The organism is Mesorhizobium yinganensis, from assembly GCF_040081985.1.
GTDB lineage: Bacteria > Pseudomonadota > Alphaproteobacteria > Rhizobiales > Rhizobiaceae > Kumtagia > Kumtagia yinganensis.
Genome location: NZ_JBEBMH010000001.1, coordinates 277,656 through 291,356 on the forward strand (window position 1 = coordinate 277,656; position 13,701 = coordinate 291,356).

The 13,701-nt window shown below is 63.4% G+C and carries 14 protein-coding genes; 3 read left to right on the top strand and 11 right to left on the bottom strand.

What is annotated here, in order from left to right:
* Positions 1 to 26: 26 nt before the first annotated feature.
* The 6 genes from ABMA59_RS01370 to ABMA59_RS01395 form a co-directional block, all read right to left on the bottom strand.
* Positions 27 to 323, bottom strand: coding sequence for an HlyU family transcriptional regulator (locus ABMA59_RS01370; RefSeq protein WP_349003498.1), 297 nt, complete (start codon positions 321 to 323; stop codon positions 27 to 29).
* An 81-nt stretch (positions 324 to 404) separates the two neighbouring features.
* On the bottom strand, positions 405 to 824 hold the full coding sequence (locus tag ABMA59_RS01375; protein ID WP_349003499.1) for a secondary thiamine-phosphate synthase enzyme YjbQ: 420 nt from the start codon (positions 822 to 824) through the stop codon (positions 405 to 407).
* Positions 825 to 849: 25 nt separating this feature from the next.
* Positions 850 to 1,458 carry a Uma2 family endonuclease gene (locus tag ABMA59_RS01380; RefSeq protein WP_349003500.1) on the bottom strand — a complete coding sequence of 203 codons (609 nt, stop codon included), beginning with the start codon at positions 1,456 to 1,458 and terminating at the stop codon, positions 850 to 852.
* Between the two features lie 41 nt (positions 1,459 to 1,499).
* Positions 1,500 to 2,111: a LysE family translocator gene (locus ABMA59_RS01385; RefSeq protein ID WP_349003501.1), complete on the bottom strand. Its 612-nt coding sequence runs from the start codon at positions 2,109 to 2,111 to the stop codon at positions 1,500 to 1,502.
* Positions 2,112 to 2,186: 75 nt separating this feature from the next.
* Positions 2,187 to 2,480, bottom strand: coding sequence for a GYD domain-containing protein (locus ABMA59_RS01390; protein WP_349003502.1), 294 nt, complete (start codon positions 2,478 to 2,480; stop codon positions 2,187 to 2,189).
* Positions 2,481 to 2,604: 124 nt separating this feature from the next.
* Positions 2,605 to 3,453, bottom strand: a complete 849-nt coding sequence (locus tag ABMA59_RS01395; protein ID WP_349003503.1) for a DUF1194 domain-containing protein — start codon at positions 3,451 to 3,453, stop codon at positions 2,605 to 2,607.
* Between the two features lie 281 nt (positions 3,454 to 3,734).
* Here ABMA59_RS01395 and ABMA59_RS01400 point away from each other — a divergent pair, with 281 nt between their 5' ends.
* Positions 3,735 to 5,084 carry a calcium-binding protein gene (locus tag ABMA59_RS01400; RefSeq protein WP_349003504.1) on the top strand — a complete coding sequence of 450 codons (1,350 nt, stop codon included), beginning with the start codon at positions 3,735 to 3,737 and terminating at the stop codon, positions 5,082 to 5,084.
* Between the two features lie 105 nt (positions 5,085 to 5,189).
* Here the strand turns inward: ABMA59_RS01400 and ABMA59_RS01405 are convergent, their stop codons facing one another.
* Positions 5,190 to 6,278 (bottom strand): citrate synthase/methylcitrate synthase, encoded by a 1,089-nt coding sequence (locus ABMA59_RS01405; RefSeq protein ID WP_349003505.1) that lies wholly within the window; start codon positions 6,276 to 6,278, stop codon positions 5,190 to 5,192.
* A gap of 76 nt (positions 6,279 to 6,354) precedes the next feature.
* On the opposite strand from ABMA59_RS01405, the gene ABMA59_RS01410 reads away from it, so the two are divergent.
* Positions 6,355 to 7,569: a citrate synthase family protein gene (locus ABMA59_RS01410; protein ID WP_349003506.1), complete on the top strand. Its 1,215-nt coding sequence runs from the start codon at positions 6,355 to 6,357 to the stop codon at positions 7,567 to 7,569.
* Positions 7,570 to 7,760: 191 nt separating this feature from the next.
* On the opposite strand, the gene ABMA59_RS01415 is transcribed toward ABMA59_RS01410, so the two are convergent.
* The 4 genes from ABMA59_RS01415 to ABMA59_RS01430 form a co-directional block, all read right to left on the bottom strand.
* A complete protein-coding gene (locus ABMA59_RS01415; RefSeq protein ID WP_349003507.1) occupies positions 7,761 to 8,540 on the bottom strand; it encodes a hypothetical protein in 780 nt (259 codons plus the stop codon).
* A gap of 173 nt (positions 8,541 to 8,713) precedes the next feature.
* A complete protein-coding gene (locus ABMA59_RS01420; protein ID WP_349003508.1) occupies positions 8,714 to 9,088 on the bottom strand; it encodes a response regulator transcription factor in 375 nt (124 codons plus the stop codon).
* 59 nt (positions 9,089 to 9,147) lie between these two features.
* Positions 9,148 to 9,819: a response regulator transcription factor gene (locus tag ABMA59_RS01425; RefSeq protein WP_349003509.1), complete on the bottom strand. Its 672-nt coding sequence runs from the start codon at positions 9,817 to 9,819 to the stop codon at positions 9,148 to 9,150.
* Positions 9,820 to 9,823: 4 nt separating this feature from the next.
* Positions 9,824 to 11,707, bottom strand: a complete 1,884-nt coding sequence (locus tag ABMA59_RS01430; protein WP_349003918.1) for a sensor histidine kinase — start codon at positions 11,705 to 11,707, stop codon at positions 9,824 to 9,826.
* 220 nt (positions 11,708 to 11,927) lie between these two features.
* Between ABMA59_RS01430 and ABMA59_RS01435 the strand changes: the two genes are divergently transcribed.
* Complete coding sequence (locus ABMA59_RS01435; RefSeq protein ID WP_349003510.1) at positions 11,928 to 13,631, top strand: arylsulfatase; 1,704 nt, start codon at positions 11,928 to 11,930, stop codon at positions 13,629 to 13,631.
* Positions 13,632 to 13,701 lie beyond the last annotated feature (70 nt).

Here is a 13,701-nt window from a genome sequence, read left to right on the forward strand (position 1 = left end):
GATATGGCTTGTCCTGTATTCGGTCGTCACGAGAACATGCGGTCGCCCTGTTCGTTGACGATCTGCTGCCCCTTCTTCAGCGCCATGTCGGCTGCTTCGTCCTGCGAGGCAAAGCGATCGGCGCGCACGAAGCGGTGTTCCTTGACCACCCCGCCGATCTCCTTCGAGATGACGCCGCAGGTCTGGAACTGGCCGTCGGCCTTGTAGGGCGTGGCGCGGATGGTGAAGCCATTGTAGTCGAGCGCGCTGCCGACCGGCTTGCCTTCGCTTTCATTGCCCTGGCCGCCGCCACCGCCGCCGAACAGCCGTTTCAGAAAAGACATTTTTGATCCTCTCGATTTGCCGGCACCGTAGCCAATCAAGAGAGCGCCGTCGAGAAGGTCGCCGCAATTGCCCAAAGGCCATCAGGCGAGATGCAGGACCACCTCGCGGCGATGCGGGCTCGTCCGATGCTCGAAGAGGTAGAGGCCTTGCCAGGTGCCGAGCGCCAGCTTTCCCCGCATGACGGGTATCGAGAGCGAGACGGCGGTCAGCGCCGCCTTGATGTGCGCCGGCATGTCGTCCGGTCCTTCCAGGCGATGCACCAGAAACCCCATGGACGGGTCGTCGGCCGGCGGCACGAGGCGCTTGAAGAAGGCGTCGAGGTCGCGGCGAACGTCCGGATCGGCGTTCTCCTGCACCAGCAGCGAGCAGGAGGTATGCCGGACGAACAACGTCAGCAGCCCGGCCTCGATCTTCGCCTCGCGCACGAACGTTTCGGCGCGCTCGGTGAATTCGTAAAGGCCTTGGCCGCGTGTTGAAACGGTGATGATGGTCTGGTGCATGCTTGGCTTTGCCGGGAAAGCTCGGTCAGAGCGGCTTCAAACCCAGTGCGGACAAGGATACGTTGAGCTTGGGCACGCGCACAGCCGCGATCTCGTCGCCTGGTTCGGCCTCGAACACGGTGCGATAACCCTCCACGCCAAGGGCGCGGTGGACATGCGTTACCAAAGTTTTGGCGTCGATCACCCACACTTCCGGAATGCCGAAAGCCGCGTAGATACCGATCTTGCGGCCGAGATCGTAGCGCAGGCTGGTGTCGGCAATCTCGATAGCGAGAAGCACGTGATGGCCGCGCGCATCGCCTGGCGCAATCGTCCGAGGGAACACGCAGAAGTCCGGCTCCACGAATGAGTTTTCATCGAGCCTGAGCGTTGTTTCCTGCATGACACGCATGTCTCGCGGTCTGACTTCCTGAAGATGCTCGTTCAAATCCCCTTTGACCATTTCATGGAGCGCGCCTTTCGGCGACATCGGCACGACATCCCCACCGATCAGCTCGAATCTTTCGTTCTCGTCAATAATGCCGGCCGCAACCATGGCCTCAATCTCGGCGACGCTCCAAGGACGACGCGGCATGCCTTCAGCGGCCTGTGTGGTTGCCGGCCATGGGATGTCCAGATGGAAGCGTTCGTTCATGGCTTGAAGACTACCATAATGTGCGCGAAGCCGCGACCGCCTCACCGCTCCGTCAACGCCAGCCTCGCGCCCAGCATCACAAAGGCCGCCGCGAAGGTGCGCCGCATCCAGGTCATCACCCGCGCGCTGCCGACGATTTTATCTCGCACCGCCGCCGCGCAGAGGCCGTAGAGCGAGAAGATGAGGAAGGTGGCGAGCATGAATATGCCGGACAATTCCAGCATCCGCATGAGCACATGCGGTTCCGCCGGCGCGATGAATTGCGGCAGGAAGGCGACGAAGAAGATCGACAGTTTCGGGTTCAGCAGGTTGAGCAATATGCCGTCGACGATCACTTGCCGGGCCGAGCGTCGATCCGGCTTCGCGTCGATCTTCAGCGCGCCGTGTTCGCGCAGGCTTTGCCAGGCCATCCAGAGCAGATAGGCGACGCCAAGATATTTGACGATTTCGAAGGCGAGCGCGCTGGCATGGAGCAGGGCGGCCAGTCCGCTCAGCGCCGCGACCAGATGCGGCACGATGCCCAGCGTGCAGGCGAATGCCGCCAGCACGCTGGCGCGCCCGCCGCGCGAAAGGCCGGCGGCGAGCGTATAGACGACGCCTGTGCCCGGCGAGGCGACGATGATCAGTGTGGTCAGCAGGAATTCGATGGACATGACGGCCTCGGGCGTGGGCGGGCCGCAGTAGATACGGCCAATGTCAAGCCGTCAAACCCCTGCTGGCCGGCGCACCTAGCTGAGCGAGTTTATGACCTCGCGATAGGCGCTTTCCGGAAACGCCTTCAGCGTGCGGGTGCGCACGTTGCCGGCTGAGCCGGTCTTCAGCGCGAAGCGCGCCATTACGGCGTCGTCCGGCGCCTCGCAGACGGCGACCATGTCGTAGTCGCCCATTGTGAGAAAGAACTCCTTGAAAGAGCCGCCCATGTCGGCCAACTCCTTCCTGGCGGCATCGAGCCGCTTCGGCGACTCGCGCACCGCCTTAACGCCCTGTTCTGTCCAGTTCATCAGAAGCACGTAAGTGGTCACGTTGCACCTCCCTCTGGCGCCGCGACACAGCGAAAAGGCAGGTCCGGCGCCCGTTTATCGCCACCTGCCGCCAGCCACTATGATCCTCCCGTTCTTGGCCAGCAAGGGTTTCGTAGGAGGAGCGTCACGGCGTGCCGCGGCGGCGATAATCGTTCTCGGGATTGAAAAAATGCTTGCGGTCGTCCTGCCGCCACAGCTTCTCGCCGATCAGGCAGTCATAGGCCGGTTTGGCCTGGATCAGCATGACCGGCGGCCTGCGTCCGGGATCTTGCGGGCGGATCGCCAGTTCCAGAAGCAGCTTTCGGCGGATCGCCTCGGGAAACTGCTCCCATTCATGCACGGGCATGACGAAGGCGGCCGGGCCGCCGATCACGCATTCACTGAAATACTTGTCGAGGTTCGGCACGTCGTAGGGTTGTGGCGCGGCGTCGGCGGTCATTACGGGCAGGCCGTTGATGGTGATGCCTTGCGCCGTGATGGCGTCGCGCGTCTCGACCAGCGGCGGACCCTCATTGTTGGCACCGTCGCCCGACAGATCGATGACGCGCTTGATGCCCTTGTAAGGACTGGCGTCCAGCAGGCCGGCCGCGAAATTCATCGCGCCGGAAATCGACGTGCGACGCGACTGCCAAGTCGGAGGCACGGCTATCCCTCGCGCAACCGCCTCCGCATCCGCCGGCGCGGCGATGACCGTCCACGGTACGACGACGTTCTGCGAGGTCACGCCGGCCCATTCGAAATAGGTGACGGCGATCTTGCCATAGGCGCCTGACCGGATGGCGTTCAGCACGGCGTCGTCCGTCAGTGCCGCCGCGTAGCCTTCGCGCTGAACCTTCAATTCATCCGGCGTCATGGAAGCGGAGATATCCGCCCCGAGCACCAGTTGCACATCGACCGGCACGCGCTCCTGCGCCTGTGCCGGCAGCGGGAGCAGGGACAGCATCATGCAGATGGTAAACGTCAGCCGGGCCATTCCTGCATGATGACACGCGACCGCGGATCGATGCAATTAGCGGCTGGTCGAAGGTTCTCTCCAAGCCGGTGAGCATGGCGGCAAAGCCGTGCGGGTTCCGGCTATCTGTTGTCCTGCCTTCCGAACCTCGCCGCCTCTGTTTCGAACCAGTTTATGGTCGATGCGATCGGGAACTCGCTAAAGTACAACCTAATACAACCAAAGAGGGTTTTTCGCATTTCAGGGATGGTCACGCGTGGCAAGCCAATCTTTCCGCGGCAACAACCACAAGGAGTAGTTCCATGGCCACATTCACCGGTTCCAACAGCGCAGAAATATTGCCCGATCTCATCATCGGACCTGTACAAGCCATCGGGAACGATTTCGTCGATGCGCTCGGCGGTGACGATATCGCAATCGGCTGGTCTGGCGACGACGTGATCCGCGGCGGGGCGGGCGCGGACGTGATTATCGGCGGTCTGCTCAACGCAGCCGGCGTGGTCACGCTTTCGGGCATTGACGCGGCCGACTACACGACGTCCACCGCCGGTGTGACCATCGACCTGTCGACGCTCGTCAGCCTCACCTTGCCGATCCTGGGCATCAACGTCCAGTTGACCGGTGCCTCGCAGGGCTTCGGCGGCGACGCCGAGGGCGACAATCTGATGGGCATCGTCAACCTGATCGGCTCCAACACGGGCGGCGACACCCTGACCGGAAGCGTGGCGGCGAACACCATCAACGGCCAGGGCGGCAACGACAAGATCGCCGGCGAGGGCGGCAACGACATCCTCCTTGGCGGCGCCGGCAATGACGTGCTGACCGGCGGCGCGGGCGCCGATTCGCTGCAAGGCAGTTCCGGCAGCGATACGGCCAGCTACCGCGGTTCGGCCGCGGCCGTCACGGTCGATCTCCAGCTCAACAACGCCAGTGGCGGCGACGCCGTGGGCGACACGTTTACCGGCGTCGAGAACCTGACCGGATCGCAGTTCGCCGATTCGTTGAGCGGCGATGCCGGCAACAACGTTCTTAACGACGGCGGCGTGGGTGCGGCCGACACGCTGATCGGCCGTGACGGAAACGACACCTATGCCGTCTACAATGCCGGCACGACGGTCATCGAGGGCGCGGGTGGCGGCAATGACCGTGTCAGCGCCGGCGTCGACTATGTGCTGGCCAATGGCGTCAGTGCCGAATACCTCAACACCACTTCCCTGAACGGCACCTCGGCCATCAACCTGACCGGCAACGAGATCAGGCAGTTGGTGCGCGGCAACGAGGGCGCCAATGTGCTTGACGGCGCAGGCGGCAACGATGTGCTGGCCGGCATGGGTGGCTCGGATACATTCCGTTTCTCGACCCCACTCGGCGCCGGCAATGTCGATAAAATCGCCGACTTCAACGCTGTCGACGACCAGATTGCGTTGGACGATGCGATCTTCAGCGCACTAGGGCTCGGAGCATTGGACGCTTCGGCATTCAAGGACAATTTCCTGGCCGCGAGAGACGCGGACGACCGCATCATCTACAACTCCAGCACCGGCTCGCTGTTCTATGACGCGGACGGCACGGGTACGGATTTCGCGGCGATCAAGTTCGCCGTGCTCACGCCGGGCCTGAGCCTCAGCGCCGCCGATTTCACGGTCATCTAGGCGGCTTGCTCTCGATGTGTCACCTTTGGCGCCTCCCCCGCGAAACGGGGGAGGCGTCACGGAAAGTTCCGTGACGGCGAGACTGCCTTCGCCGGCACCACCAGCCTATGCGGGCATCGGCCCGACATATACCGAGGACGGACGCAGCAGGCGACCGGTTCGCTGCTGTTCGATCGCATGCGCGGTCCAGCCGGCGGCACGGGCGGCCGCGAAGATCGGTGTGAAGGCGTCGCGCGGTATCTTGAGCGCGTCGAGCAGGATCGCCGTATAAAACTCGACATTGGTGTCCAGCCGCCGACCGGGTTTCGCCTTTTCCAGGGCCATGCGCGCATAGTCCTCCACCTCGGCTGCCAGGCCGAGATCGGCCTTCGACACACCGAGCCTGTCGACGGCGCGCTTCAGCACGTCGGCGCGCGGATCGCGCACCTTGTAGATGCGATGGCCGAAGCCCATCAGCCGGTCGCCCCGCGCGAGCGCGGCATCCACCCACGGTGCGATGTTTTCGCGCGTGCCGATGGCGTCCAGCATGTCGAGGACAGGTCCGGGCGCGCCACCATGCAGCGGGCCGCTCAGAGCGCAATAGGCCGCGGTTACCGACATGAACAGATTGGCCTGGGTAGAGGCGACGACACGCGCCGCGAAGGTCGAGGCATTCATGCCGTGGTCGCTCACCGTCACCAGATAGGCGTCCAGCGCCCGTGCCTCGGCGGTTGACGCCGCTTCGCCGCGCAGCATTCGGAGCAGGTCGGCCGCTTCGCCGAGGGTGGCGTCGGGCGCAACCGGATTTTTGCCCGCCGCCTGGCGCACGAGCGCCGCCGCCAGCACCGGCAGCGCGCCGACAAGCGTTACCTCGGGCGACAATCCGTCCTCCGGCCCGATCGCGGCGACGGCGGCGCGGAAACCATCCATGATCGGCAGGCCGCGCGTTGCCGGCAATATGTCGGGCAGACGGCGGAAGGCACGTAGCCGGGCCTGTCCGAGTGCGGCTCGCACGTCGGCCTCGGCAGTCTCACCGGCACTGGCGGCCGACCACAGCCGGGCCACGACGCCCTCGAAACTGCTTTCCGACGCCAACTCGCCGACGCGGCTGCCCGCGATCACCAACTCGCCGGCCTCGCCATTGACATGGGAAAGCATCGTCACCGCGGCCTCGACTCCGTCGAGCCCCGCCGTGGAGGTCTGATGGATCGTCATCGTCTTTTCTCCTTGCTGCACCGCAACAGCATGAGGGGACTTTTCATATTGATCAATCTTGATTAGCTTGATCAATATGAAGAAATCCGGCGAAACACTTTACCTCTCCGCGCGGGAAGCGGCGTCCGAACTGTCGATCTCGGCGGCCAGCCTCTACGCCTATGTCAGCCGCGGCCTGATCCGCTCGGAGCCGTCCACGGACTCGCGTGCGAAACGCTACCGTGCCGACGATGTGCGCGCGTTGCGAAACCGCCGTACTCCAGGCGCGGCCGCGCGTGGCGGCGAGGCCGACCCGCCTGTGCTGGATTCCGCCATCTGCACCATCACCGACGAGGGCTCGATCTATCGCGGCGTCCATGCCGTGGCGCTGTCCGAGCACGCGACGCTCGAACAGACGGCGACACTGCTATGGGACATCAGCGGATGGGACCCGTTTTCCGCCGCCAACCTGCCGGTGATCAGCGCCGCCATGCGCGCCGTCGCGGCCGCGACAGCGAACGAAGCCGCGCTGTCCCGCGCGGCGGCAATCCTCGCGCTGGCCGGCGATGCCGATCCTCGCGCCTTCAACCGATCGCGCGACGGCCGCGCGGAGGTGGGCGCGCGCGTCATGCGCCTGCTCGCCGCGAGCATCCTGGGCAGCGAGCCGTCCGTACTGCCGCTGCACCGGCAGATCGCCGACAGTTGGACGCCAGGTAACAAGGCGGCCGCCGACCTGTTCCGCCGCGGCCTCGTGCTGGTCGCGGACCACGAACTGAACGCCTCGACCTACACCGTGCGCTGCGCGGTTTCGACCGGGCTCAATCTTTATGACGCGATCATTGCCGGCCTCGTCGCGCTGAAAGGCCCGAAACATGGCGGCGCCGGGCCACTTGCCGCCCACATGGTCGCCGACCTGGCCGAAGGCGACCTGGCCGCCAAAGTCCGCCGGCACATCGCGATGGGCGACCGCATTCCGGGTTTCGGTCACACAATCTACAAGAACGGCGACCCGCGCGCCGACAGCTTGCTGGCGGCACTTGCCGTGGCCGGCGCCGATCCACGCCTCGCCGTCGAGGTGCCCGCCCGGATCATCGAGGCGACGGGCCTCTATCCGAATATCGATTTCGCCTTCGCGGTAATGATGCGGATGTTCGGCCTGCCAGTCGGCCATGAGAGTGCGCTGTTCGCCATCGCGCGCTGCGCCGGTTGGGTCGCGCATGCCATCGAGCAGCTCGCCTCGCAAGTGCTCATCCGCCCCCGCGCACGCTACATCGGCCCGCCGCCGGGGCGGAGCGGCGGGGACAGGCTGTAGGTCTGTCGAGGTTCAACGTCGGTTGGCCCTCGGTGCGACGTCCAACACGACGATCCGCACTGTTTTTGCCGACAGCGTCCGATTGCGCCTGTCCATGCCATTGAATGCTCTCCGGCGAGTTCGCCGGAAAGTCGCCGAGATTCGGCGGCTGGCTCAAGGCAGATTCCCGAGACGCCTTAACGGCTCCGTAGCTAGAACCGGATCGTCAGGCCCACGATCGGACCCTGCTCCACGACGTCGAACAGAAATCCGTCGTCGCTGTAGTCGACGCCCAGAGCCCTGTAGCCGAGCGTAGCGGAAAACCGGTCGTTGATCCGGTAGCCCAGGCCGCCGGCAACGTCCCAGTCGACGTCGGCGCCGCCGGCACCGACAAGAGCCCAACCCGTGAAATAGAATTGTGGCGTAAACGAGTAGTTGCCGCGAACGCCGACGAGGCCGTCAACCCAGGTCGCCCCGTCATTGAAGGACCGGCCATCCAGCAACGCCCCGTTGAAGGAAATATTGGTATCCACCGACCAGACCCGAATGCCGCCGACAACATCCAGGCGTCCGGAAGGGCCTTCGAGCAGCGAATAGCCGGCCCCCAACAGCCCGGCAAACGTTTCCGAGGTGACGTCGACGGACGAGGCAAGCAGGCCCCGAGGCGTATCCCCGCCGGCCGACAGCTTGGTGTAGATGATGTCGCCGAAGATGCTGAAGCGATCGTACCGGGCATCGCCGATCACCATCGCCGCGAAATCCAGGTTTTTCAGGATGTCGCTGAAATCGGAGTCGATGCTGACGACCGGAAGGCCGAATTGGCTCGTTTCCCCCGAAAGGCCGGCCGCCCAGAAATAGGGGGTGACCGAGAAGGTCCATCGATCGGAAACGGCCGGTTTTGCTTCCGGCGCGGTTGCCGAGATGACATCCGCGGCGTGCGCCGGGACTGCGAACAAGGCGCTGGCAAAGAGGCAGAGTGCGGGGATTTTCATCGGAAATCGTTTTTGCAACTGTCCCTCCGCTGGGCCATGGCAGGTCATTCGCCCGAATCGCCATAGACTAGCTCAGGGTTTGACCGACAGACATTGGCATTGTGGGAGGGATGTTGCCTTCGCACGCCGATTATCCCCCGATGTGACCCGAGCGATACAGGTTCGGGAATCTCCTATGGTTCCGGCATGGCCAGGCCGACGGCTGAAAGCAGAAGCTTGGCTGCGAACGGCTTGTGTAGATAGGCGAGGCAACCGGCTTCCAGGGCTTGCGCCTCGACAGCTTCGTCGTCGACGGCGGTGATGAAGATGACCGGCAAGGCGGAACCGACGCTCGACAGGTGCCGCCGCAACAGGATGCCCGACATGTCGCCCAGATGAATGTCGAGCACCAGACAGCCGAGCGTGCCGGTGGACTCCGCTTCCAGAAATGTTTCCGCCGATTCGTAACCCAGGGTCTGATAGCCGTGCGCGTTCAGCAACCGCTCGATGCTCCTTCGCATGCTCGGGTCGTCTTCCACGATAGCCACTGTGCGTGGCGGGTTTTCCATTCCGCTCCTCAAAGAGCTGACGGCCGTGCAGCCTCAAGACTTTCGGATTGTGAGCCGCCTCAGCGGCTGGGGATATTGGCCTTTGGGGAAGAAGCCGGGCTCGGATCGACAACCGCGTAGGCCGGTTCCATGCGCCCCAGCCTCTCGGCGATGGACACCATCTCGGCCAGCGAGGTTACGTTCAATTTTTCCATGATGTTGTGCCGGTGCGCCTTGATCGTTCGCTCAGAGGTCTTCAGGTCATGCGCAACCTGCTTGTTCCGCTTGCCGCGCACGACGAGATCAAAAACCTGGATTTCCCTGGGCGTCAGGTTCGACACCCTGGCCCGCAGTCCCTGGATCTGTTCGCGCCCGGCCCGTCGCTTGCCGTTCTGGACGAGCGCGTGGTCGATTGCGTCCCGCAAGGTACTTGCGGAGACGGGTTTCTCGAGAAAATCATCGGCGCCGGCCTTCATCGCCTGGACGCTGGCGGCGATGGTGCCTTGGCCCGTCAGAAAGACCACGGGCAGCAGCGGCGCGGCCTGCACGAGCCTTGCCTGCAACTCCGTCCCGCTCAGCCCAGGCATCCGCAGGTCGAGAAGGATGCAGCCAGCTTCGGATGCCGGCAGGCTTGCCAGAAACGCCTCTCCGGATTCGTAGCAACTCACCCAGTAGCCGGACGCTTCGACAAGACGGCCAAGCGCCGTTCGAAAAGATTTGTCATCATCGATGATGTGGATACACGGTTCCATGAGTTCAGATCGGCTGGACGAGCGGCAGAATTATTCGGAACACGGCGCCGCCGCCGGCACGATTGTCCGCCCAGATCTTCCCGCCGTAGGTTTCCACGATCGCGCGCGCTATGGAGAGACCGAGCCCTGTTCCATTGGGTTTGGTTGTGTAGAACGCGTCGAAGATGCTGTCGAGGCGCTCTTTCGGAATACCCCGGCCCGTGTCCGAAATAGACATCTCGACCTTTGTCTCGCCGTGTAGCGCAGTCTGCAGAACCAGCTTCCGGTCGCCTGTCGCGGCGTCGACCATGGCGTCCATCGCGTTGGTTGCGACGTTGAGGACGACTTGCTGGAGATGGACCATGTCTGCGCGAACCGGCAGCCTGCGCTTCGATTGCTCGGCGCTGACGGCCACCCGTTTCTTCGCGGCCTCGGCATGGAGGATGGTGATGGCGCTGTCGACGACCTCGTTGAGGTCGAACTCCTGCCAATCGATGGCATTCCTTTTCTTGAGCAGCCCGCGAAGGCGGCGGATGATGTTGCCGGCCCGTTCGTCGTCGTTTCTGATGTCCACCAGAATCTGCTGAATGAGATCCAGGTCCGGGGCGGGTCTTCGAAGAATGGCCTCCGCCGCCTCGGCATTGCTGAGGATGGCGCCCAGCGGCTGGTTGAGTTCGTGAGCGATGGATGCCGAAAGCGCACCCGCGGTCGCGGACTGGTTGAGATGGACAAGTTCGAGCAGGCGCAACCGGGATTCGCTTTCGGCGGCGCGACGCCGGCGCCGTTCGACAAGCAGCCCCGTGATGATGATGGCCTGCAACGCGACGACCACCAGGACGCCGGTTATCAGAGGCCAGTATTCTTCCCAGATGCTCGGCTCCTTGAAGCTCAGGGCGGTGCCCGGAGGAAGCGCGCTTTCGGAAAGACCCCAACGCTTCAACTGCCTCGCATCGGCAAAGAAGGTGTACGGCACATCGACATCGGCGATCGGCTTTCCCGCGAGCGCATCCAGGGCCAGCCCGGCGACCGCGGTGCCCATCGATTCGAACGTGGCCGCGTTCCCCCCGACAACGCCATGGCCGATATAGGTGTCATACGGACCGTAGATCGGCGCGCTGGCCTTGGCCGCCACAAGTCCGACGGCGTCCTTTGGAAGAAAGTTTCGGCCGGTGCTGTCCGCGAAGATTGTCAGGAAAAGGACGATGCTGTCGGCAGGCAAGCGGGAGGCGCGATCCACGAATTCGTCGATCGTAAGACCTTCCAGATAGGTGGTGTTGTAGTCTTTCGCCGCAGCCGCAAGGTCGGTTCGGGCACTGGCGAGCCATGAACGGTCGAAACTCGCCGAGCCGCCGACGACGAAAAGATGCTTGGCGGCGGGCTGAAGCGAGCGGGCAAGCTCGAGCGTCTTGGCTATGTCGAAATCGCTGAATGCCCCGATGACATCGGCCGGCAGGTTGAGTTTGGCGGCGCTGTCTCGCTCGACGCCGACGAACACGATCTTGGCGTCCGGCGCTATCGCCTCGCGGTGATCGACGATGAAACGGGTTGACGGTTCCCCCAGCGCGATCACCACGTCCGGGCGATGATCGGAATATTTCTCGGCCAGATACCGAACCATGCGGCCGACGTGGACGTCTTCAGGAAACCTCGAGAGGTCGAGGAACTCTGAAAAAAGGTCGATCTTGCCGGAATTCGCCTCCAGCAGCCGAGTTCTCGCGGTCTCTCCGGCGATGGATGTCGCCGGCAATCTCTCGTCGTAAGGGTACAGGATCAGCACCCGGGCGGATCTGCCGGCGATCTCGGCAGCCGCGAGGTTGCGGTCTGGAAAAAGAACCAGCGCGGAAGCGAGCAGAAGCCCCAGAGCGTACCAGATGCGTCGGCGCGACCGAATATCCGAACCGCGCGGCATGGCATGTCCCCTGGTCAGCCAGACTTCAGCCGGGAAATTGATCGGCAAACATCGCGGCATCCGCATCCGGACGACTTCCCCAAAGGACAATATCACCAAGTCTTCGGCGGAACTACCGTTGGGTCAACACTGGCGTGCCAACCGCCGGGTTTTGCGCACGAATGAACTATTCGTATCGGCGTGGAGGAAATCCTGCCCGCCACCACCAGAGGAGAGGAAGATGAGTCGTAGAGTCCTTGATTGCAGTATCGCGGTCCTGACCGCCGCGACGGTTCTGTGGGGCGCGCCGGCGCAGGCACAGGAAGCGCAGAAGCCCAACATCCTCTTCATCATGGGCGATGACATCGGCTGGATGCAGCCGAGCATCTACCATGGGGGGTTGATGGTCGGCGAAACGCCCAACATCGACCGCATCGGCAAAGAGGGTGCGAAATTCATGACCTACTATGCCGAGCAGAGCTGCACGGCTGGTCGCACCGCCTTCATCACCGGCATGCAGCCGGTGCGCGTCGGCATGGTCCTGCCCGAAATACCGGGAAGCCCGTCCTACCTCAGGGCCGGCACGCCTCACCTCGCCAAGTTCCTGTATGATCTCGGCTACAATACGGGCGAGTTCGGCAAGAACCATCTCGGAGACACCACCGAATCCCTGCCGACCGCGCACGGATTCCAAGAATTCTGGGGCTATCTCTATCACCTCGACGCCATGCAGGGCGTGAGTTTCCCCGACATCAACAAGACGGCGACCGAGCAGGGGATCGCACCGCCTTGCAGAAACACGCCGATTCCGGGAATCGCGCAGGATCCCGCCGCGGTCGATCCCAAAACGACGACGTGCCTGACGCCGCCACGCCCGATGCTCGCCTGCGCATCCGTCGATGGGTCGCCGGCCAACCAGTCGTGCAAGGACGAGGGGCCGCTGACGCTTGAGCGCTCCAAGACGATCGACGAGGAGATTTCCGGCAAGGTCATCGACTTCCTCGACCGCAACGATCCGGAAAAGACCAAGAAGCCGTTCTTCGTCTGGTACAACCCGGCGCGCATGCACATCACCACCGTGCTGCCGGACAAGTATCTGAACATGGTGGGCGAGCCCGGCGGCAAGGACTGGGGCGTCAACGAAGCCGGCATGAAGCAGATGGACGACAACATCGGCTACGTGCTGAAGAAGCTCGAGGAGATGGGCGAACTCGACAACACCATCGTGGTCTTCACCACCGACAACGGCGCCGAGACCATCACTTTCCCCGACGGCGGCGTGACTCCGTTCAAGGGCGGCAAACTCAGCACCTGGGAAGGTGGAATGCGGGCACCGCTGGTCGTTCGCTGGCCCGGCCATATCGAACCCGGTACGGTCAAGACCGACATGTTCGCCTCGCTCGACTGGTTGCCGACGCTCGTAAACATCGCCGGCGGTCCGAAGGGCGACGAACTGAAGAAGAAGATCGAAGCGGGCCAATATCCGGGGATCGTTAAGACCACGCTCGACGGGATCGACCAGCGCGACTTCCTGGAAGGCAAGGCGCCATCCGCGCGCGATTCGTTCCTGTACTATTCCGGCAAGGAACCGTCGGCGGTCCGCTACAAGAACTGGAAGATGTACTTTGCGATGGTGTCCGACGATCCGGCCGGCTTCATCAACGGGGTAATGCCCTATTCGTGGACGCAGGTCGTCAACATCAAGCGCGATCCGTTCGAGACTTCGGTCGGACAGCAGATCAAGACGCTTTTCGGCATGGGCGGTGCCATCGCCTCGCCGTCCACTGCCTATGTCTATGACTGGAACATCCTGCCGCTCGGCCAGCAATTGTGGCTGAAGCACCTCGAGACCTACATCAACTTCCCGCCGCTACAGGATCCTGCCAGCTATAATCTGGAGCAGGTGATGGCGCAGGTCCGTCAGATGAAGGCAGGCCACGACTGATTCATCCAGTGCCGGACGCTCCGCCACCGCGGGGCGTCTGGCAAGGCACGCATACGCATTTGCGCGCCTT

Bases quoted from the DNA above. Each gene is read 5' to 3' on its own strand.
- ABMA59_RS01435 (WP_349003510.1), top strand. From the start codon at position 11,928: ATGAGTCGTAGAGTCCTTGATTGCAGTATCGCGGTCCTGACCGCCGCG.
- ABMA59_RS01375 (WP_349003499.1), bottom strand. From the start codon at position 824: ATGCACCAGACCATCATCACCGTTTCAACACGCGGCCAAGGCCTTTAC.
- ABMA59_RS01420 (WP_349003508.1), bottom strand. From the start codon at position 9,088: ATGGAAAACCCGCCACGCACAGTGGCTATCGTGGAAGACGACCCGAGC.
- ABMA59_RS01405 (WP_349003505.1), bottom strand. From the start codon at position 6,278: ATGACGATCCATCAGACCTCCACGGCGGGGCTCGACGGAGTCGAGGCC.
- ABMA59_RS01380 (WP_349003500.1), bottom strand. From the start codon at position 1,458: ATGAACGAACGCTTCCATCTGGACATCCCATGGCCGGCAACCACACAG.
- ABMA59_RS01415 (WP_349003507.1), bottom strand. From the start codon at position 8,540: ATGAAAATCCCCGCACTCTGCCTCTTTGCCAGCGCCTTGTTCGCAGTC.
- ABMA59_RS01425 (WP_349003509.1), bottom strand. From the start codon at position 9,819: ATGGAACCGTGTATCCACATCATCGATGATGACAAATCTTTTCGAACG.
- ABMA59_RS01400 (WP_349003504.1), top strand. From the start codon at position 3,735: ATGGCCACATTCACCGGTTCCAACAGCGCAGAAATATTGCCCGATCTC.
- ABMA59_RS01430 (WP_349003918.1), bottom strand. From the start codon at position 11,707: ATGCCGCGCGGTTCGGATATTCGGTCGCGCCGACGCATCTGGTACGCT.
- ABMA59_RS01410 (WP_349003506.1), top strand. From the start codon at position 6,355: ATGAAGAAATCCGGCGAAACACTTTACCTCTCCGCGCGGGAAGCGGCG.
- ABMA59_RS01385 (WP_349003501.1), bottom strand. From the start codon at position 2,111: ATGTCCATCGAATTCCTGCTGACCACACTGATCATCGTCGCCTCGCCG.
- ABMA59_RS01370 (WP_349003498.1), bottom strand. From the start codon at position 323: ATGTCTTTTCTGAAACGGCTGTTCGGCGGCGGTGGCGGCGGCCAGGGC.
- ABMA59_RS01395 (WP_349003503.1), bottom strand. From the start codon at position 3,453: ATGGCCCGGCTGACGTTTACCATCTGCATGATGCTGTCCCTGCTCCCG.